An 18529-nucleotide genomic window follows, 5' to 3' on the forward strand; every position below is an offset into this window, starting at 1 on the left:
GTTCTCAGATGATCAACACCGATGAGCTCCGCGACCGGGCACGCGCGACGCTCGATCCGGCCGCCTGGCAGTATCTGGCCGGAACTGCCGGGGCCTCGGAAACCGCCGACCGGGATGCTTTGGCCTGGCACGCTTTCGACCTTGTCCCCCGGTTCCTGCGCGGCCTCGCCTCGGTGGACACCGCGGCGAGGATCGGTGCCGACGAACTGTCGACGCCGGTGATGGTGGCTGCCACTGCGGCGCACCGGCTCGCCCATCCGGACGCGGAGATCGCCACTGCGGCCGGCGCCTCCGCCGCCGGCGCGTTGATGGTCTACTCCAGTTCCGCGACCCTGGAAGTCGGCGAGTTCGCCCGGTCGGTGACAGGTCCGTGGTGGGCGCAGGTGTACCTGATGCGCGACCGGGAGCGCACCAGGGACTACCTGCGCAGGGTGGTCGCCGCCGGCGCCTCCGCGCTGGTGCTGACGGTCGACTACGTCGGCGTCACCGGGACCGCGCGGTTCGGCTCGGCCACTTCGACACCGTTGCCGGTGCGGCCGGGCAACTATCCCGGCCTGAGCTGGCCGGAGATGACAGCGGGTATCGAACCCGATCTGACGATCGACGACATCGATTGGGTAGCAACGCAAACCGGCCTTCCGGTGTGGGTCAAGGGGGTGCTGCACCCGGCGGATGCGGCATTGCTGGCGGCCCGCGGGGTGGCCGGGATCATCGTCTCCAACCACGGTCGGCGGCAACTCGACGGGGTGCTACCGACCGCACACGCGCTCGGTCCGGTGGTGTCGGCGGTGGCCGGCCGGGTTCCGGTGCTGGTGGACGGCGGGATCCGCAGTGGCGCCGACGTCGCCCGTGCCCTTGCGCTCGGCGCCGCCGGGGTCGGCATCGGCCGGCCGGTGCTGTGGGCCCTGGCGGCCGGCGGCGCCGCCGGCGTCGAACTGCTACTGCGGGGGCTGACGACAGACCTGCGCCAGGTGATGGCCTCGCTGGGCGCGGCCTCGGTGGCCGGGCTGACGCCGGATCTGCTCCGCCGTCGTTCCGACTGATCGATTCAGACCGACCGTCGTTCAGGCCGAGGCCGTCGGATCGGTGACGGCACCGAGGAACAGCGGGGCGCCGGTGACGGTCTCGCTGATCCAGAACAGGAACGGCCGGTCGACGGTGAGCTCGAGGTCCACCATCGGAAGCGAGGTCACGCCGACACCCATTCCGGTTGCGGCGGCGGCCTCGGTGCCCTTCTCATCGACCTTGACCACGGCCTGGTGCACGAACGACTGGGCGTACAGGTCGCCGGGGACGCCGGCGATCCCGGACAGATCCGCCGCCGAGGTCGAGAAGATGTCGGCGATCCCGAGCTGTTCGGCGATCCCCTTGGCATCCGACGTCGAGGCGATCGAGAACAGCGGCATGGTCAGGCTCACCGACTTCGTCACCGATGCCGCGGTGCCGACCATGGCGGCATCGAGCGCCTTGAGGGTCGAGGAGAACCCACCCTTGTCCGGCACCAGCAGGGTCATCGCTGCGCCACCGCCCAGATACGGAATCGTCACCGCCGTCCAGCCCTTGCCGGCAACGCCCCGGACCGGGTCCGGGCTCGTCATCATCGGCACCTGCACCTCGCCGTCGCCGGTGAAGAAGGCCGCCGGCTGCCCCTTCCGGAACGGCTCGGACCAGGCCGCCTTCAGATACAGCGCGTTGACCAGCACCAGCACGGTCGCGACATCGATCGACCCCTCCGGGAACAGCTCGGGAATCAGGTCGTTGGTGCGGTCGGCGACCCAGTCATTGATAGCAGCGCGCATCTTCTCCGGGTCGGCGGCGAAGTCGGCCGCCATCGCCTCGACGCCGTACTGGACGGCCAGCGCGTCCAGATACTCCTGGCGCACCGGAAACCCGTCCTGCACCCACGCCTGGTTCGCCGGCTGGATCACCATCGGATCAGCGCCGTCGGTCGCTGCCGTCTTCGCGGCCGCAAGCGCCGCCGTCACCCCCGCATCGACCGCGCTGATCACCGCACCCTGGGTATCAACGCCCGCCGCGCGCAGGGCCGCATCGATCTGCGCGGCGGTCTCGGCCTTGGCGCCGGCCCTGGCCATCGCCAGCACCGTGAACAGCGAATACGGGCTGATCGCGGTGTTCGGGATGTCCGGGTCGAGGGCCCTGGCCTGCCGCAGGAAGTCGGCACCGAAATCGGCCAGCGCCGCCCGGGCGCCTGCCGGATCGCCCGGCTTGCGGCGCGCACCGGTACCGCGCAACGCCTGCGGCGTTCCCGCCGGACCGGAGGAACCGCCCGGGCCGCTGCTGCCGGTGCCGCTGGTCGGCGTCGTGCCCGGATCCGCACCGGAAGTGCGGCTGGACGCCGGAATGGAGTCGGCCGGAGTGCTCGGACCGCCGGCCTTCGATCCGGTGCCGCAGCCGGCCAGTGTCACCGCCGCACCGGAGGCAGCCGCGGCGGCCACCAACAGGAATCGGCGGCGGGTGAAGGCAGCGGCAGGATCGGCGGTGACGAGAGTGTTCATATCCGCAGGACGGTATCGGATCCCGGCGCGTTGCACCCGCCGATCACCCGGCCGGCCTGCCGATCCGCGGGCCGCCGGTCAGGTCGACGCCGTCGGGTCGGTGACGGCACCCAGGAAAAGCGGTGCGCCGGTGCGAGTCTCACTGATCCAGAACAGGAACGGCCGGTCAACGGTGAGCTGGAGATCGACCATCGGGAGCGACATTCGGGCGATGGCCATTCCGGTCGCGGCGGCCGCCTCGGTGCCCTGCTCGTCGACATTCACCACCGTCTGGTGCACGAACGTCTGGGCATACAGGTGGCCGGGCCGGCCGGCGATCCCGGACAGATCCGCCACCCCGGGTGCGAAGATATCCGTCATCCCCAGCTGTTCGGCGATCCCCTTGGCATCCGATGTCGTGCGGATCGAGAACAACGGCATGGTCAGATTCACTGACGTCGTCGCTGCTGCCGCGCGGTGGATCACTGCGGCGTCGAGAGACTTGACGGTCGCGGCGAATCCGCCCTTGTCCGGGACCAGCAGGGTCATCGCGGCGCCGCCGCCCAGATACGGGATCGTCGCCGACGTCCAGCCATTGCCGATTGCACCGCGCACCGGTTTCGGGCCGGTCATCATCGGCGCCTGCACCTCACCCGTGCCGGTGAAGAACGCCGCCGGCCGTCCCGTCCGGAACCGGCTGGCCCACGGCGCCTTCAGGTACAGCGCGTTGACCAGTACCAACACGGTGCTCGGGTCGATCGACCCGTCCGGGAACAGTTCGGGAATCAGATGGTTCGTCCGCCCGGCGACCCAGCTGTTGATCGCCAGCCGCATCTTCTCCGGATCGGCGGCGAAACCCGCGGCCATCGCGTCGATCCCGTACTGCACGGCCAATGCGTCCAGGTACTCCGGACGGACCGGCAGCCCGTCCTGCACCCATGCCTGGTTCGCCGCCTGGATGACGGTCGGTTCGGCATTCTTCCCGCCGCTCTTCCCGGCCGCGTCGAGCGCAGCCGTGACACCGTCATCGACCGCACTGATCACCGCGCCCTGGGCATCAATGCCCGTCGCCCGCAACGCCGCGTCGATCTGCGCGGCGGTCTCGGCCTTGGCGCCGGCCCTGGCCATCGCCAGCACGGCGAACAGCGAGTACGGACTGATCGCGGCATTGGCCGCCGACGGGTCGAGCGCCCTGGCCCGCCGGAGGAAGTCGGCACCGAAATCGCTCAGCGCGGTGCGTGCGGCTGCTGCATCACCCGGAGCGCGTCGGGCACCGGTGCCGCGCAACGCTTGCGGCGGCCCCACCGGAGCTCCGAGAGTGTTCATACCCGCAGCACGTTATCGGATCCGAGCGTGTTGCACCCGCCGGCGACCTGATCCGCGGGCCGATCCGCTGACCGACCGTCAGGCCGACGCCGTCGGGTCCGTGACGGCGCCAAGGAACAGCGGTGCGCCAGTGCGGGTCTCGCTGATCCAGAAGATGAAAGGCCGGTTGACGATCAACTCCTCGGTCGTCGGCTTGAGCGACATCGTCGCTATGGTCATGCCGGTAGCGGCGGCGGCCTCGGTCCCCTTTTCGTCAACTGTGACCACGGCCTGGTGCACGAATGCCGCCGCGTACAGGTCGCCGGGCCGGCCGGCAATCCCGGACAGGTCGGCCAGACCGTACTCGAAGATGTCCCGGATGCCGAGCCGTTGCGCAACCTTCAGCGCATCCTGGGTCGCGGTGACCGAGAACAGCGGCATCGTCACCTGCAGCAGATCCCTGTCCGCCCTGGCCCGGTCGAACAGGCCCGCGTCGAGCGCGCCCAGCACGGCCGCGAACCGTCCCAGCGCCGGCACCAACACGGTCATCGCGACACCGCGGCCGAGATAGGGAATCGTGGCCGCGCTCCAGTCCTTCCCGACGACGCCCCGAACCGGCTCGTTGGTGATCATCGTCGGCGCCAGAATGTCGCTGTCGCCGGTGTGGAACGTGGCCGGCTGACCTTTGCTGAACGGCTCGTCCCAGGCCGCCTTCAGATACAGCGCGTTGACCAGCACCAGCACCGTCAACGGGTCGATCGATTTCTCCGGGAACAGTTCGGGAATCAGGTCGTTCGTCCGCTCGGCGACCCAGTTGTTGATCGCCAGCCGCATCTTCTCCGGATCGGCGGCGAAATCCGCGGCCATCGCCTCGATCCCGTACTGCACTGCCAACGCGTCCAGGTACTCATGGCGCACCTGGAATCCGTCCTGTATCCAGGTCTGGTTCACCGGCTGGATCGTCATCGATTCGGCGGCGCCGCGTCGATCCTTCTTCGCCGCTGCGATCGCCGCCGTCACCCCGGCGTCCACCGCGCTGATCACCGCACCCTGGGCGCCGACACCCTTCGCGCGCAGTGCCGCGTCGATCTGGGCCGCCGTCTTTCCCTTCGCGCCGGCCCTGGCCATCGCCAGCACGGTGAACAGCGAGTACGGACTGATCGCGGTATTGGCCGCGGACGGGTCGAGCCCGCGTGCCTGCCGGAGAAAGTCGGCGCCGAAATCGGTCAGCGCGGTGCGGGCGGCTGCTGCATCACCCGGACCGCGCCGGGCACCGGTGCCGCGCAGTGCCTGCGGCGGTCGGGCCGGACCTGGGGTGGGCACCGGACCGGAGGTCGGGGCCGGATCGGAAGAACGGATCGGATCAGAGGATGTCGCCGGCTCGGCGCTCAGGGTTCCCTCGGCCTGCGTCGAGGCCGGACCGCCACCGGACCGGGCGGTCTCGGAAACGGAATCCACCGAGGTGTCGGGACCACCGGCGTTCGATTCGGCGCTGCAGCCCGCCAGGCTCGCGGCCACGCCGGAAGCAGCGGCCGCGGCCACCAACAGGAACCGGCGGCGGGTGACGGCCCCGGCGGCATCAGCGGTGCCGAGAGTGTTCATACCCGCAAGACGTTATCCGGTCCGAGCGCGTTGCACCCGCCGGCGACCTGACCCGCAGGCTGATGCGCGGACGCCGTCCGACGCCGTCAGGCCCGTGACGGCACCAAGGAAACGCGGTGCGCCGGTACGAGTCTCACCGATCCAGAAGATGAATGGCCGGTCGACGATGAGCTGCACGATAGCGCCGCCAGGTCGGGTGGTCCGGTCGGTCCCTGACGGGCTGACGGGGCCGACGGATCAGCGCCGTTCGGCCCCGGATGTTCGGGCCCATCTCGTCCCAGGTTTGCAACTCCCAGGCGGCCCCAGACCGCGAACCAGCCGTCCGGACCGACGGGCCACCACCGGCGACCAGCTCAATTTCAGTGACGCACGCCGAGATCTTCGTCGTAGCGAACCGGCTAGTATGTGCCGCATGCGGAACTGCGTCACGGGCGCGAATTCGTCATGATCGAAACCGCGCCGGGTGACGAGGGCGTGACGACTTCGCACGTGGTCAAGCCGCTCACGCTCGAGACGTTCCCGGCGTGGCTGGCGCTCGCGCAGAAGCACAACGGGGTCTGGGGTGGCTGCTACTGCTCGTATTTCCACGGCGACACAGAGCACACCATCAAGCGGGAGTATGACGGGCCGACGTTCAAGAAGCGACTCGTGGCGGAGGGTGTCGCACACGCCGCACTTGTCTTCGACGGGGACGACGCCATCGCCTGGTGCGAGTACGGCAGCCCGCTGGAACTGCCGAACATCTATCACCGCAAGGAGTACGACGCGGCCGAGACCAAGCCGGCGCCCTGGCGCATCACCTGCTTCTTCGTCGACCGCGACTACCGACGTTCAGGGGTGGCGCGGGAAGCGCTGGACGGCGCACTGGAGTTGATTGCTCGGGCCGGTGGGGGCGAAGTGGTCTCGTTCGCCAACGAGCTCGTCGACGGCAAGAGGACGTCGTCGTCGTTCCTGCACAACGGCACTCGGGCCATGTTCGAGAAGGCTGGATTCACGTTCGAGCGTCACATCGGCAAGCGCAAGACTGTGATGCGCAAGACGATATCGCAGGCCCAGGGACCGTGACCACGCCATGCCGAGCCGCGCCACGCCGCGGTCGAGTTCGCTCGGTCGTTGCTGACGATCACCGCCGGGCGTCACTTGTTGGCCTCGCTGCCGGGCACGTGGTCGAGATCGACGCCGGATCTCACCGCGCAGCATCGGCGATCCCGTCGGCGGCCGTCGCGCTCCGCGCCGCATCGTCGCCTGACTCTTCCCACTCTCGCTAGGCAGCTTCGTAGTCCTGCTCCAGGTCGGGCAGCCGTAACATGCGCACGGCATGCTGCAGCGCGGCCTGCGATGCAGGCGGAGTCCTACTCGGGTGTCCCCACTGGCGCGGGCGTTCGCAATTCCTCGGCCCGGGCATCGGACTCCCCCGGCGTCCCGACCGACCGAACGGGTGCCGGCCGGTCGTCCGCCGACCGGATGCGCTGGCTGATCACCTGGGTGATGCCGTCGCCGCGCATCGAGACGCCGTACAGCGCGTCGGCGGCCTCCATGGTGAATTTCTGGTGGGTGATGATGATCAACTGCGAGGAGTCGCGGAGCTCGGCGAGCAACCCGACCAGCCTGGTCAGGTTGACCTCGTCCAGCGCGGCTTCCACCTCGTCCATGATGTAGAACGGGCTGGGCCGGGCCCGGAAAATCGCCACCAACATGGCCACCGCGGTCAGCGACCGTTCGCCGCCGGACAGCAGCGAGAGCCGCTTCACCTTCTTGCCGGGCGGCCGGGCGTGCACCTCGATGCCGGTGGCCAGCATGTCCGACGGATCGGTGAGCACCAGCTCGCCTTCGCCGCCGGGGAACAGCGTGGCGAACACCGTGACGAATTCGCGGGCCACGTCGTGGTAGGCGGCGGTGAAGACCTCAAGGATCTTGTCGTCGACCTCCTTGACCACGGTCAGCAGGTCGGTCCGGGTCGCCTTCAGGTCTTCCAGCTGGGTGGACAGGAAGGCGTGCCGTTCCTCCAGCGCGGCGAATTCCTCCAGCGCCAACGGGTTCACCTTGCCCAGCAGCGCAAGATCCTTCTCGGCGCGCTTGGCCCGCCGCTCCTGGGTCTGCCGGTCGTAGGGCATGGGCTGCGGCGCGGAAACCTCGTCGCCCCGTTCCTTCGCCGCGTCGTACTCCCCCATCTCCAGCGCGGTCGGCGGCACCGGCACCTCCGGGCCGAACTCGGCGAGCAGGTCGTCCGGCGAGATGGCGAACTCCACCCCGATCCGCTCCACCAACTGTTGGTGCCGCAGCGACTGCTGCGCGCGCTGCACCTCGTCCCGGTGCACAGTGTCGGTGAGCCGGTCCCACTCGGACTGCAGCTCGGCCACTGCCCGCCGGGTCTTCTCGGCCGCCGCCTCTGCTCCGGCGCGGGCGGCCTGGGCCTGCTCCCGGCCGGCCGTGGCGTGCTGCAGCGAGATGTCCAGCTTCTCGGCGGCCCGGCGGCCCAGCTCGACCACCCGGCCGGCAACGGCGGCGCCCGCCGCCCGCCGGCGGACGGCGGCCTCGGCCCTGGCGGTGGCCTCGCGTTCCTGTCGGGCCGCCCGGCGCAGCCCCTCGGCGGTGCCGGATCCGGCTCTGGCCCGTTCCTCGGCGGTGCGCAGCGCGAGCCGGGCATCCACCTCGGCCTGCCGGGCGCGGGCGGTCACCTCAGCAGCTGCGTCCCGGGGACCGGCATCCACCTCGGTCGAGGCGTCCGCTGTGTCCTCGGTCGCCGCTCGCAGCCGCCGCTCCAGGTCGTCCAACGCCGTCCGGTGCTGCTCGCGGGCCGTCTCGGCGGCGTCCCGCTGACGCTCCAGCCGATCGGCCTCCGCCGACGCCGATCTGGCCTGCTCGCCCAGCCGACCGAGCTGCTCGGCGACCGCGGACAGCTGGGCGTCCGACTCGTGCAGCGCCGACAGTGCGAGATCGGCCTCATCGGCCAGCTGCTGCGCCTCGGTCCTGGCGCCGGACAACGCCGCCTCCAGCTCGGTGATCCGGCTGCCCACCGCTGCCAGCCTGGTCTCGGCCTCGTCGACCGCCGCCTGGATCTCGATCACCGACTGCTTGCCGGCGCTGCCGCCGAACGCCCAGTCGGCGCCGATCAGGTCGCCACCGGTGGTAACCGCCCGGATGCTCGGCTCGGCCGTCACCAGATCGGTTGCGGCGGCAAGGTTCTCGACGATCGCTACTCGGTCGAGGGCACGCAACAGGGCCGGCCGCAACGATTCCGGCGCCTGCACCTGATCGATTGCCCAGACCACCGCGGCATCCGGCAGCTCCGGCCAGCCGGATCGGTCGATGAGCTCCGGTGCTCCGCCCAGCAGCAGCCCGGCCCGGCCACCGTCGCTGTCCCGCAGGTGCTCCAGTGCTCCGGCGGCAGCCGTCAGCCCTTGCACCGCAACGGCATCGGCCACCGAACCGAGCGCCGCACCGACGGCCGTCTCGTGACCGGGCGTCACGTCCAGCACCGAGGCCACCGAGCCCAACAGACCGGGCAACTCGGCCGACAACAGCGCGCCGGCGCCGTCCCGGCGGTCCAGCCCCATCGACAGCGCCTCGGCCCTGGCCTTCAGGCCGGTCTGTTCGGTGCGAGCCTCGCGAAGAGCATCGGTCAGCTCGCCGACCCGGTCGGACGCGGTGTTGGCCGCCGTCTCCGCGGCCAGGTGCGCCTCGTCAAGGCCGACCTCTGACGAGTCCAGGTCGCCGACCGAATCCTGCAGGTTCTCGAAGTCCGTCCAGGCGGTGGTCGCGCGCTCACGGGCGCCCGTCACCGCCGTCCCCAGCCTGGCCACCTCGTCATCCGAGGACGACAGCCGAGACCTTGCGGCATTGACCTGCCCGGTCAGCCGGGCCAGTCCCTCCCGGCGATCGGCAATCGCCCGCGAGGCGGCGACAAGTTCCGCCTCCGCGGCCCGCAGGGCCTGCTCGGCGCCGCTCCTGGCCGTCACGGCGTCGGCCAGTTCGGTCCTGGCCGCATCCACGGCCTGTTGCCGGGCCGCCTGTTCGGCCTCGGCCGCCTCCGCCTGCCGGTCCAGTTCGTCCGGGTCGCGGCCGCTGCGGTGCGCTTCCTGCGGCGCGGACAGATTGCGGGCCCGCTCCTCGGCCAGCGAAATGGTGCCGCGGAATCGTTCGGCGAGCGCCGACAACGAGAACCAGGTGTCCTGCGCTGCCTGCAGGGCCGGGTTCGCCTCGGCCAGCGCGGCGCCGGCCCGTTCGGCCGCGGTGGTGGCCTCGGTGAGCGCCTGCTGGATCTTCTCCCGGTGCGCGACCGCGGCTTGCTCGTCGGCGTTCTCTTTGGCGATCTGCTCGGCCAGGCTGACGAAGTCGTCGGCGATCAGCCTCAGCTTCGCGTCCCGCAGGTCGGCCTGCACCCCGGCGGCCCGGCGGGCCACCTCGGCCTGCCGGCCGAGCGGCTTGAGCTGCCGGCGCAGCTCACCGGTCAGATCGTTGAGCCTGGTCAGGTTGGCCTGCATCGAATCGAGCTTCCGCAGTGCCTTTTCTTTGCGTTTGCGGTGCTTGAGGACGCCGGCCGCTTCCTCGATGAAGGCCCTGCGGTCCTCCGGCCGGGCGGACAGCACCGCATCGAGCTGGCCCTGGCCCACGATCACGTGCATCTCGCGACCGATGCCGGAGTCGCTGAGCAGCTCCTGGATGTCCAGCAGCCGACACGAGCTGCCGTTGATCTCGTACTCGCTGGCGCCGTCCCGGAACATCCGCCGGGTGATCGACACCTCGGTGTAGTCGATGGGCAGCGCGCCGTCGGCGTTGTTGATGGTCAGGGTGACCTCGGCCCGGCCCAGCGGCGGCCGATCCGCGGTGCCGGCGAAGATGACGTCCTCCATCTTGCCGCCACGCAGCGCCTTGGCACCCTGCTCGCCGAGCACCCAGGCGATGGCGTCGACCACGTTGGACTTGCCGGATCCGTTCGGACCGACGACGGCGGTGATGCCGGGCTCGAACTGCAGGGTGGTGGCCGACGCGAACGACTTGAAGCCCTTGAGCGTGAGCGACTTCAAATACACGCGGTCTTCACCTCTCTGCCGACACCCGATCTGTCCGGATTCTCGCGAAACCGTTGGCGCGGGCCCGCGGTATGGCGACTCGCGAAAGGTTACCCGCTTTCGGATGGCCCCCTTCCCCGACGACACGCCTTCGCCGCTGGTCGGCCGTCGGGTCCGAGAGATCGCCACTCGGCCACGTCCACCCGCCGAGAGTGACGAGTTCGACTCGCGCACGCCGTCGCGTCCCCAGCAAGGGTGTCTACCCTGGCGACGTGTCGCACGCTGGCGAAAGCTCGACAATCTCCCGGGTGAGCCGACTCGGGTCGGCGGTGGCACTCAGCGTGATCCTGGTGGCCACGGCCACCGGTTGCTCGCCGGCGAAGACCCTGGCCCCCGCGGCGACGCATTCCTCGGCGACAGCCACAGCCACAGCCACAGCCACAGCCACAGCCACAGCCACAGCGTCCGTCACGTCGGCCACCTCGGCCATGTCATCGGCCGCAACCGCGTCGGCGGCGGTGACGCCATCGAGTTCGACACCGGCCAGGCCACCGGAGACCACACCACCGCGACCGTGGAGGGTGTTGGCCGTCGGCGACTCGGTGACGACCGGCAGCGCCTGTAAGTGCACGCCGTTCCCACAGCAGTACGCCACGCTGTTGACCCATGCCCGCGGGGTACCGACCACCGTCACCAACCTGGGGGTGAACGGCCTGACCGCGGCCGGGCTACTGGCGCTGGTCAAGGATCCGAAGTCGGCCGTCAGGCGCGCCCTGCCGAACGCCGACATCGATCTGATCACCATCGGCGCCAACGACTTCGGCGACAATTACGCCGACATCACCTCGGCCTCCTGCCGCGGCCCGGACCGCACCGACTGTGTCGATGACGAGTTGGCTGCGCTGCGCATCACCATGACCCAGTTGATCGACGAGATCCACCAGGTGCGCAGCAGGCGGCCGACGGCCATCCTGGTGTCCGGCTACTGGAATGTGTTCCAGGACGGTCAGGTAGCCAAGGACAAGTTCCCGACCGCCGGCGTCCAGGCCACCAAGGCGTTGACGCAACGGGCCAACACGGTGCTGCGTGAGGTGGCGGACGCCGATGGCGCCACCTATGTCGGGCTGTACACCGCGTTCAACGGTCCAGCGGCGAGTGGCGACATCACCCAACTGTTGGCTCCGGACGGCGACCATCCGAACGCCAGGGGCCACGCCCTGATCGCCCAACGGCTGTTGGCGGCCGGGCTGCCCGGTCTGGTCCGGGGCTGACGCCGGGTCAGCGGATCTGGATTGCGCTACGTCACCGGCCACGGGTCTCGTGCGGACCCGGTCACGCCTCGACGAATCCGACCAGATCTCCCCGGGGTTCGGCGTAGCGCTCCGAGACGTGGCTGACGTGCCCGGGAGGGCGGCCCTCGCGCAGCAACCGCACCAGCTGCTCGCAGGCGGCCCGCGGGCCCTCGGCGATCACCTCGACCCGGCCGTCCGGCTTGTTGATCGCCTTGCCGACCAGCCCGAGCTCGAGCCCGCGCACCCTCGTCCACCAGCGGAAACCGACGCCCTGCACCCGGCCGTTGACGAACGCCGTCAGCCGCACCCGTTCGTCGGTGCCGGGGGGCTGGTCGGTCATCCAGTGGATTCTAGGGACCGTAGGCGCCCACTGTCCGGTGGCTACCCGTCCCCGAGCATCACCACCGGCAGCGGTGCCAGCCCGTCATCGTCGTCGCCTTCGGACCGCCGACGCTGCAGGCCAAGGCCGAGCCCTGCCAACACCGCGAGCGCTGCGCCAACGGCCAATCCGACCACTGCGAACGGCCAGCCGGCAAAATCGGGCCGGTCCAGTATCCGGCTGGTCGCCGTTACGGGCGCCGGCCCGGGACTCGCCTGGCCGGCAGCGGACCCGGCGTTCTGGCCGATGCCGCTGGGCGCCTGCGGGGTCGGTCCACCCGCCGCCCATGGTTCTGGGTTGATCACCAGCCGATCCAGCATCCCGGCCAACAATGAGCCGTTTTCGGAATGGTGCCAGAGCCCCTGCCGGTCCCGCTGCGAAGCCGAGTACCGGACCTGGGTCCAGATCCACGGGTCGGCACCGGCGTAGTAGTACACCCGGTCCACCCGGCCGATCTCGCCGCCGTACATCAGCCAGGTGACGGTGACGTACGGGCCGTTCGCCCCGTGCGGCTCTGCCGGGGTCCCCGCCCCGCCGCTACCCAGCAGGGTGCCGAGGTCCTGGAAGTCTCCATCGGAGTACGACAGTGCGGTGGCCCGCCCGATGTCGGTCGCCGAGAGCACCATCGTCGTCGGCCCGCCCGCGCTCGCCGGGATCGCTGAGATCACCATGGCCAGACCAGCCACCAGAACGCTCAGTGCGAAACGCGAGATGCGCCGCATGACAACCTCCCGTTCCGTTACCGCGGCCGTCTCTTGGCCGCCCTGCCCCGAGTACACCGCCGGTGCCCGACCGGTTCCGTCGTCGGCGGGTCAGCGGGTCAGCGGATGGACCCGGCGATCTGCAGGGCCCCGTCCTTGGTCGGCACGCCCTCCAATCTCAAGGTCAGCCCGCGGTGCTGCCACACCAGGGTCGGGCCGGCCGTCCGGGCGGATTCGGTGTGCTCGCGTCCGGCAGGGTCGACGTAGACCAGTTCGTGCGGAGCCGAGAGCCAGGCGGCATCGTCGGATCCGACCTGGGTGAACTGCACGTCCTCGAAGTACTTCTTGTAGTAGTACGGGGACACGGTGCCGTCGAACTCATCCAGCCGGACGGTTCCGTTCCCGGACGTCCAGACCAGCGACACCCGCCGGTGATCCGCGGAGACCTCGACGGCGCCCGGCGGGCCGAGGGCCGAGGGCACCAACGGCGTGAAGCCGACCAGTTCGGCTGCCCGGGCCAGGCTCATCGACGTGGCCGGACTGCCCGGCCCGCCTGCGGCGGGGGCCGGTCCCGGCGGGCGTTGGTCGGCGGGTTGCTCGCTGATCACCACGGCGCCGAAACCGAACCAACGGCCGACCGCGGCGCCGACCGGGCTCACCGCGCCGACGCCGATCAGGGCGCCGAGCAGCACCGCGATGACGGACCGCCGGCGAGCGCGCAGCCAGCGCCGAAGGTCGGCGACCCGGCTGGGTCGTCCGCCGGGCAGCGGATCGTCCCTCAGCGCGAGCAGCACCGGGCCGGCCAGCTCCAGGTCCGGCACCTCGATGGTGCGTCCGAGGGTTCTCAACTCGTTCTCCAGCTCCAGATCAGTTGCCACGCCGCACCTCCTTCGTCGTTGCCTCGTCCGCCGGCAGTCCGACCGGGCCGCTGCCGGACACGGCGGTCAACCCGTCGCGGAGCCGACGCAGGCCGCGTGAGGTCCGTGACTTCACCGTTCCGGGCGCGAGTCCGAGCACCTGCGCGGTCTCGCTCTCGGTCAGCTCCAGCAGGAACCGGCAGACCAGCACGTCCCGGTACCGCGCGGCCAGCCGATCCAGTTCGCGATGCAGCTGGTCGCGGCGCTCACGGCCGACCACGGTGTCCGCCGGGTCCGCGGCCTCGTCCATCGGCACGTCGATCAACACCCGGCGCTCGCGCTCGGACCGGCGGCCGCGACTGCGATGTACGTTCCGGGCCTGGTTGCCAACGATGGTCAACAGCCAGGGCCGGAACTCGGATCCGGCGCGGAAGCGGCCGAATGCCCGATAGGCGTTGACGAACGACTCCTGCACCACGTCCTCGGCCTCCGCACCGGCGCCCAGCGCCATCGCGGTGCGCAGCGCAATCGACGAGTACCGACGCACCAGAACCCCGTACGCATCGTGGTCTCCGATGCGCACTCGTTCCAACAGTTCGGCCTCGTCACGTCCCGAGTCCGGATCCGATTCGCCGACGTCGGCCTCCTTCCCTTGCTCGGGTCGAACGGCGGTGGTTCTGGGTCCCGGCTGGCTGCCTACACAGCTGTCTACACCGCCGAACGGATTCCGGTTCCGGGCGCTGCGCACGGACCGGTGATACTGGGGCGATGAGCTCCCCCGCAGCCTCCAATGCCCGGACCGTCGACCTGAACGCCGATCTCGGCGAGTCCTTCGGGCGTTGGGTGCTCGGTGACGACACGGCAATGTTGGAGGTCGTCAGCAGCGCGAACGTTGCCTGCGGCTTCCACGCCGGCGACCCGACCGGACTGCTGCTGATCTGCGAGCAGGCCGCGGAGCGTGGCGTGGTGATCGGCGCCCACGTCTCTTATCGCGACCTGGTCGGCTTCGGACGCCGCTTCGTCGATGCCACCGCGGCAGAGCTGACGGCCGACGTGCTCTACCAGATCGGTGCGCTGGACGGTCTGGCCCGCGCCGCCGGAACGGCCGTCCGTTACGTCAAACCCCATGGGGCGCTGTACAACAGCATCGTCGAGCACCCGGAGCACGCGGCTGCCGTCGTCGAGGCGGTGCGACGGTACGACCCCGAGCTGCCGGTCGTCGGGCTGCCCGGCTCGCAGTTTCTGCAACTGGCGCAACGCGCCGGGCTGCGGACGATCAGGGAGGCCTTCGCCGATCGGGCGTACACCCCGCAGGGCACCCTGCTCTCCCGGCGCGAGCCCGGCGCCGTGTTGCACGACGCCGACACGGTGGCCGCCCGGATGGTCGGACTGGTCACCACCGGCCGGATCACCGCGGTCGACGGCACCGAGATCGAGTTGACGGCCGATTCGCTGTGCACGCACGGCGATTCGCCCGGCGCCGTCGCCATCGCCAGGGCGGTCCGGGCGGCGATCGAGGCGACCGGTGTGACGATCCGGCCGTTCGTGGCGGCATGACGGGTCCCGGTGTCGCGGTGACGATCCGGTCGATGGGCGACACCGCGCTGTTGATCGAAACGCCCGACCTGCCCTCGATGCAGTCCGTCGATCGGCTGTTGCGCACCGCCGCCCGGGACGAACGGCTGCCTCCCATCCTCGATCAGGTACCCGCCGCGCGCACGATTCTGGTCGTGCCTGCCGATCCGGCAGACCTGCCGTCGCTCCGGGCCCTCCTGCAGACGCTCTGCGCCACAGCGGATCCGGCCGAGGTTCCTGGCGAGGACGGCACCGCGGTGACCATCGACGTGCACTATGACGGCCCTGATCTCGGCGCGGTCGCCGGGCTCACCGGCCTGTCGGTTGGCGAGCTGATCGCTGCCCACACCGGCTCGCTGTGGCGGGTGGCGTTCTGCGGATTTGCTCCCGGCTTCGGCTATCTCGACGGGGGTGATCCCAGGCTCCGGGTGCCGCGTCGCGCGGAACCCCGCACCAGCGTGCCGGCCGGATCGGTCGGCCTCGCTGGTGAGTTCAGCGGCGTCTATCCGCGGGCGTCACCCGGCGGTTGGCAGCTGATCGGCCGCACCGATGCGCAGATCTGGGACGTCGAGAAGACGCCGCCGGCGCTGCTGCAACCCGGCACCGCGGTGCGGTTCCGGCCGATCCGGGCAGACGATGACTGATCCGACCACGGGTGCTGCGGCACTGGAGATCCTGTCCCCGGGCATCCAGACGCTGATCCAGGATCTCGGCCGGCCCGGGCTGGCCGCGGTCGGCGTCGGGCGCTCCGGGGCGGCCGACCGCGGCTCGTTCCGGCGGGGCGCGGCGCTGGTCGGCAACCCGGACGCCGCCGCCGCCCTCGAAGTGCTGCTGGGCGGACTCCAGGTCAGGGTGCACGGCGCCGTCACGCTGGCCGTCACCGGCGCCGACCTGGCGGTCGCCGTCAACGGCGACCCGGTGCGCGGCAAGGGCTCTGCCGCAGACATCGTCTTCTCCGTTGACGACGGTTCCGTCGTCACGCTGGGCAACGCCCGACGCGGCCTCCGCGGTTACCTGTCGGTGGCCGGCGGGATCGACGTCCCACCGGTGCTGGGGTCGAGGTCGACCGACACCCTGGCCGATCTCGGGCCGGCCCGCCCGCAGCGCGGCGACCTGCTGCCCGTCGGGATCGCCGCGCCGAGGCGCGATAGCCCCGCCGCAGCAACGGTTCTGCCGGACGGCGAGCTGCTGCTCCGAGTGATCCGCGGCCCGCGCGACGACTGGTTCGCCGACCCGGAGCTGCTGGTGCGGACGGCCTGGGCGGTCTCGCCGCGCAGTGACCGGATCGGCGTCCGGGTCACCGGCGGCGACCTGCGTCGGTCCGCCGGCCGCGGCGAGCTGCCGAGCGAGGGCATGGTGCACGGGTGCCTACAGGTGCCACCCAACGGCGAGCCGGTGCTGCTGATGCCGGACCACCCCGTCACCGGGGGTTACCCGGTGATCGGGGTGGTGATCGATGCCGACCTGGACCTCATCGCCCAGGCCAGGCCCGGTCAGTCGGTGAGGTTCCGCTGGGCCGAATCCGGTTGACCCGACGGCTCGGCGATTCCGGTGCCGACCGGCTGCAGGGCCGGCCGTTCGAGTTCGTCCCGCTCGTCATCGGCGAGCTCCATCATGGCCGAATCGTCGACCGCGACCGGGGCCGGGTTCTCGGCCTGCACATCGGCGTACAGCTCGACCGCGGTGCGGGTGCCGAGCGGCCGCTCCTTGAGCAACGCCACCGCCAGGATGGCGATCAGGCCGAGTGCCGCCGAGATGATGAACAACTCGGTGACGCCGCCGGCGAAGGAGTCCTGCACAACGCTGCGCAGTGGCTGCGGGAACTGCAGCACGGCGGCCGGTTCCGGCAGTCCATCGGCCAGATTTGCCAGCTGCGACTGCGGCACCTGTTGCTCGACGATGCCGGAGGCGGTGAGCGAGGCGACCCTGGTACCCAGGATGGCGCCGAGCACCGAGACCCCGATCGCGCCGCCCAGCGAACGGAAGAACGCGACCGATGCGCTGGCCACGCCCATCTCCGTCACCGCGACCTCGTTCTGCACGATCAGCACCAGGTTCTGCATGACCATGCCGGTGCCGGAGCCCAGCAGCAGCAGATACACACCCATCAGCACGAACGAGGTGTGCGCGTCCATCGTGCCGAGCAGGGCGAACCCGGCGGACATCAACACCGCGCCGAGGACCATCCACTTCTTGTAGTGGCCGGTCCGGCTGATGACCTGGCCGATCAGGGTCGAGGCGAGGAAGGTGCCGACGACCATCGGGATGGTCAGCAGACCGGCGTGGGTCGGCGTCTGGCCGCGGGACAGCTGCAGGTACTCGCCCAGGAACACCGAGGAGCCGAACATCGCGATACCGACGACCACGGAGGTGATGATGGACAGCACCGCGGTCCGCATCTTGAACAGGTGCATCGGGATGATCGGTTCGGCGACCTTGTTCTCCACCACGATGGCAGCGGCCAGCACCACCAGCGACCCGATCACGAAAGCGCCACTCTGCCAGGAGATCCACTCGAAGCTGCTGCCGGCCAACGACACCCAGATCAGCAGGGCGGACACGCCGCCGGCGATCAGGCCGGCACCGAGGAAGTCGATCCGGGCCTTGCGACGGACCACCGGAAGGTGCAGGGTCTTCTGCAGCAGGATGAGTGCGACGACCGCGATCGGCACGCCGACGAAGAAGTTCCAGCGCCAGCCAAGTGAGTCGGTGATCAGTCCGCCGACCAGCGGCCCGGCCACCATGGCAACACCCATCACGCCACCCATCAGGCCCATGTACTTGCCACGCTCGCGGGGCGAGATGATGTCGGCCATCACGATGGTGACCAGCGCGGTCATCCCACCGGCACCCAGCCCCTGCAGCACCCGGAAGGCGATCAGTTCACCTGGAGCGGTGGAGATCCCGGCCAATGCGGAACCGACCACGAAGATGATCAATGCCAGCTGCACCAACAACTTTCGCGACATCAGGTCGGCGAGCTTTCCCCAGATCGGGGTGGACACCGTTGTCGCCAGCAGGGTGGCGGTGACCACCCAGGTGTAGGACGCCTGCCCGCCACCGAGATCGGCGATGATGATCGGCAGCGAGGTCGACACCACCGTCGAGGACAACAGGGTGACGAACATGCCGAGCAGCAGACCGGAAAGTGCCTCGAGCACTTCACGGCGTTGCATCGGCGCCGCGATCTCGTCGCCGGCGCCGGGCCCGGCTGCGGTGGATTTCACCGAGCCGGATGGGGTGGTGGTCATTGCAATTCCTCTACAGATCGTTGATGTTCGGAAACGTGTGCGCGGCTGACGGAGCCCGCG

The 18529-nt window shown here is 70.3% G+C and carries 16 protein-coding genes; 6 read left to right on the top strand and 10 right to left on the bottom strand.

Annotation, left to right across the window (positions count from 1 at the left end; genetic code table 11):
- The first annotated feature begins 8 nt into the window (after positions 1 to 8).
- Positions 9 to 1043, top strand: a complete 1035-nt coding sequence (locus tag K340_RS0101235; protein ID WP_029135364.1) for an alpha-hydroxy acid oxidase — start codon at positions 9 to 11, stop codon at positions 1041 to 1043.
- A 21-nt stretch (positions 1044 to 1064) separates the two neighbouring features.
- Here the strand turns inward: K340_RS0101235 and K340_RS26630 are convergent, their stop codons facing one another.
- The 3 genes from K340_RS26630 to K340_RS0101250 all read right to left on the bottom strand — a co-directional run bounded on the left by K340_RS26630 (position 1065) and on the right by K340_RS0101250 (position 5402).
- Complete coding sequence (locus tag K340_RS26630; RefSeq protein ID WP_051264746.1) at positions 1065 to 2516, bottom strand: serpin family protein; 1452 nt, start codon at positions 2514 to 2516, stop codon at positions 1065 to 1067.
- Between the two features lie 78 nt (positions 2517 to 2594).
- Complete coding sequence (locus K340_RS33720) at positions 2595 to 3821, bottom strand: serpin family protein (protein ID WP_051264748.1); 1227 nt, start codon at positions 3819 to 3821, stop codon at positions 2595 to 2597.
- Positions 3822 to 3899: 78 nt separating this feature from the next.
- Complete coding sequence (locus K340_RS0101250; protein WP_029135365.1) at positions 3900 to 5402, bottom strand: serpin family protein; 1503 nt, start codon at positions 5400 to 5402, stop codon at positions 3900 to 3902.
- A gap of 444 nt (positions 5403 to 5846) precedes the next feature.
- On the opposite strand from K340_RS0101250, the gene K340_RS0101255 reads away from it, so the two are divergent.
- Entirely contained in the window at positions 5847 to 6467 is a 621-nt protein-coding gene (locus K340_RS0101255) for a GNAT family N-acetyltransferase (protein WP_051264924.1), read from the top strand.
- Positions 6468 to 6754: 287 nt separating this feature from the next.
- Here K340_RS0101255 and smc read toward each other — a convergent pair whose 3' ends face one another.
- Positions 6755 to 10435: a chromosome segregation protein SMC gene (gene smc / locus K340_RS26640; protein ID WP_037362173.1), complete on the bottom strand. Its 3681-nt coding sequence runs from the start codon at positions 10433 to 10435 to the stop codon at positions 6755 to 6757.
- A gap of 238 nt (positions 10436 to 10673) precedes the next feature.
- Positions 10674 to 10976: a hypothetical protein gene (locus K340_RS36190; protein ID WP_051264750.1), complete on the bottom strand. Its 303-nt coding sequence runs from the start codon at positions 10974 to 10976 to the stop codon at positions 10674 to 10676.
- Here K340_RS36190 and K340_RS26650 point away from each other — a divergent pair.
- Positions 10903 to 11685 carry an SGNH/GDSL hydrolase family protein gene (locus K340_RS26650; RefSeq protein WP_084613909.1) on the top strand — a complete coding sequence of 261 codons (783 nt, stop codon included), beginning with the start codon at positions 10903 to 10905 and terminating at the stop codon, positions 11683 to 11685. The two genes, K340_RS36190 and K340_RS26650, sit on opposite strands and share 74 nt — an antisense overlap.
- A 61-nt stretch (positions 11686 to 11746) precedes the next feature.
- On the opposite strand, the gene K340_RS0101275 is transcribed toward K340_RS26650, so the two are convergent.
- The 4 genes from K340_RS0101275 to K340_RS26655 form a co-directional block, all read right to left on the bottom strand.
- Positions 11747 to 12046: an acylphosphatase gene (locus K340_RS0101275; protein WP_029135367.1), complete on the bottom strand. Its 300-nt coding sequence runs from the start codon at positions 12044 to 12046 to the stop codon at positions 11747 to 11749.
- A gap of 41 nt (positions 12047 to 12087) precedes the next feature.
- On the bottom strand, positions 12088 to 12807 hold the full coding sequence (locus K340_RS0101280; RefSeq protein WP_029135368.1) for a hypothetical protein: 720 nt from the start codon (positions 12805 to 12807) through the stop codon (positions 12088 to 12090).
- Between the two features lie 98 nt (positions 12808 to 12905).
- On the bottom strand, positions 12906 to 13664 hold the full coding sequence (locus tag K340_RS0101285) for a hypothetical protein (RefSeq protein ID WP_029135369.1): 759 nt from the start codon (positions 13662 to 13664) through the stop codon (positions 12906 to 12908).
- The gene (locus K340_RS26655) at positions 13654 to 14226 is read right to left on the bottom strand and encodes an RNA polymerase sigma factor (RefSeq protein ID WP_211229201.1); all 573 of its coding nucleotides are present in this window, start codon (positions 14224 to 14226) and stop codon (positions 13654 to 13656) included. The genes K340_RS0101285 and K340_RS26655 overlap by 11 nt, the downstream gene beginning before the upstream one ends.
- Before the next feature lie 185 nt (positions 14227 to 14411).
- Here K340_RS26655 and K340_RS0101295 point away from each other — a divergent pair, with 185 nt between their 5' ends.
- The 3 genes from K340_RS0101295 to K340_RS0101305 are packed head-to-tail and all read left to right on the top strand — an operon-like array spanning position 14412 to position 16748.
- Positions 14412 to 15200, top strand: coding sequence for a LamB/YcsF family protein (locus K340_RS0101295; RefSeq protein WP_029135370.1), 789 nt, complete (start codon positions 14412 to 14414; stop codon positions 15198 to 15200).
- Entirely contained in the window at positions 15197 to 15862 is a 666-nt protein-coding gene (locus K340_RS0101300; protein WP_154674006.1) for a 5-oxoprolinase subunit B family protein, read from the top strand. The genes K340_RS0101295 and K340_RS0101300 overlap by 4 nt, the downstream gene beginning before the upstream one ends.
- Entirely contained in the window at positions 15855 to 16748 is an 894-nt protein-coding gene (locus K340_RS0101305; protein WP_029135372.1) for a 5-oxoprolinase subunit C family protein, read from the top strand. The genes K340_RS0101300 and K340_RS0101305 overlap by 8 nt, the downstream gene beginning before the upstream one ends.
- On the opposite strand, the gene K340_RS26660 is transcribed toward K340_RS0101305, so the two are convergent.
- A complete protein-coding gene (locus tag K340_RS26660) occupies positions 16712 to 18469 on the bottom strand; it encodes an MDR family MFS transporter (RefSeq protein ID WP_211229202.1) in 1758 nt (585 codons plus the stop codon). The genes K340_RS0101305 and K340_RS26660 overlap by 37 nt on opposite strands.
- Positions 18470 to 18529 lie beyond the last annotated feature (60 nt).

Origin of the sequence: Nakamurella lactea DSM 19367 (assembly GCF_000426645.1) — a bacterium.
GTDB classification, from domain to species: domain Bacteria; phylum Actinomycetota; class Actinomycetes; order Mycobacteriales; family Nakamurellaceae; genus Nakamurella; species Nakamurella lactea.

Excerpts from the sequence above, each read along its gene's own strand:
- K340_RS33720 (WP_051264748.1), bottom strand. The coding sequence starts at position 3,821 with ATGAACACTCTCGGAGCTCCGGTGGGGCCGCCGCAAGCGTTGCGCGGC.
- K340_RS0101300 (WP_154674006.1), top strand. The coding sequence starts at position 15,197 with ATGACGGGTCCCGGTGTCGCGGTGACGATCCGGTCGATGGGCGACACC.
- K340_RS0101255 (WP_051264924.1), top strand. The coding sequence starts at position 5,847 with ATGATCGAAACCGCGCCGGGTGACGAGGGCGTGACGACTTCGCACGTG.
- K340_RS0101305 (WP_029135372.1), top strand. The coding sequence starts at position 15,855 with ATGACTGATCCGACCACGGGTGCTGCGGCACTGGAGATCCTGTCCCCG.
- K340_RS0101280 (WP_029135368.1), bottom strand. The coding sequence starts at position 12,807 with ATGCGGCGCATCTCGCGTTTCGCACTGAGCGTTCTGGTGGCTGGTCTG.
- K340_RS26650 (WP_084613909.1), top strand. The coding sequence starts at position 10,903 with ATGTCATCGGCCGCAACCGCGTCGGCGGCGGTGACGCCATCGAGTTCG.
- K340_RS0101250 (WP_029135365.1), bottom strand. The coding sequence starts at position 5,402 with ATGAACACTCTCGGCACCGCTGATGCCGCCGGGGCCGTCACCCGCCGC.
- K340_RS0101295 (WP_029135370.1), top strand. The coding sequence starts at position 14,412 with ATGAGCTCCCCCGCAGCCTCCAATGCCCGGACCGTCGACCTGAACGCC.
- K340_RS0101275 (WP_029135367.1), bottom strand. The coding sequence starts at position 12,046 with ATGACCGACCAGCCCCCCGGCACCGACGAACGGGTGCGGCTGACGGCG.
- K340_RS26660 (WP_211229202.1), bottom strand. The coding sequence starts at position 18,469 with ATGACCACCACCCCATCCGGCTCGGTGAAATCCACCGCAGCCGGGCCC.
- K340_RS26630 (WP_051264746.1), bottom strand. The coding sequence starts at position 2,516 with ATGAACACTCTCGTCACCGCCGATCCTGCCGCTGCCTTCACCCGCCGC.
- K340_RS0101235 (WP_029135364.1), top strand. The coding sequence starts at position 9 with ATGATCAACACCGATGAGCTCCGCGACCGGGCACGCGCGACGCTCGAT.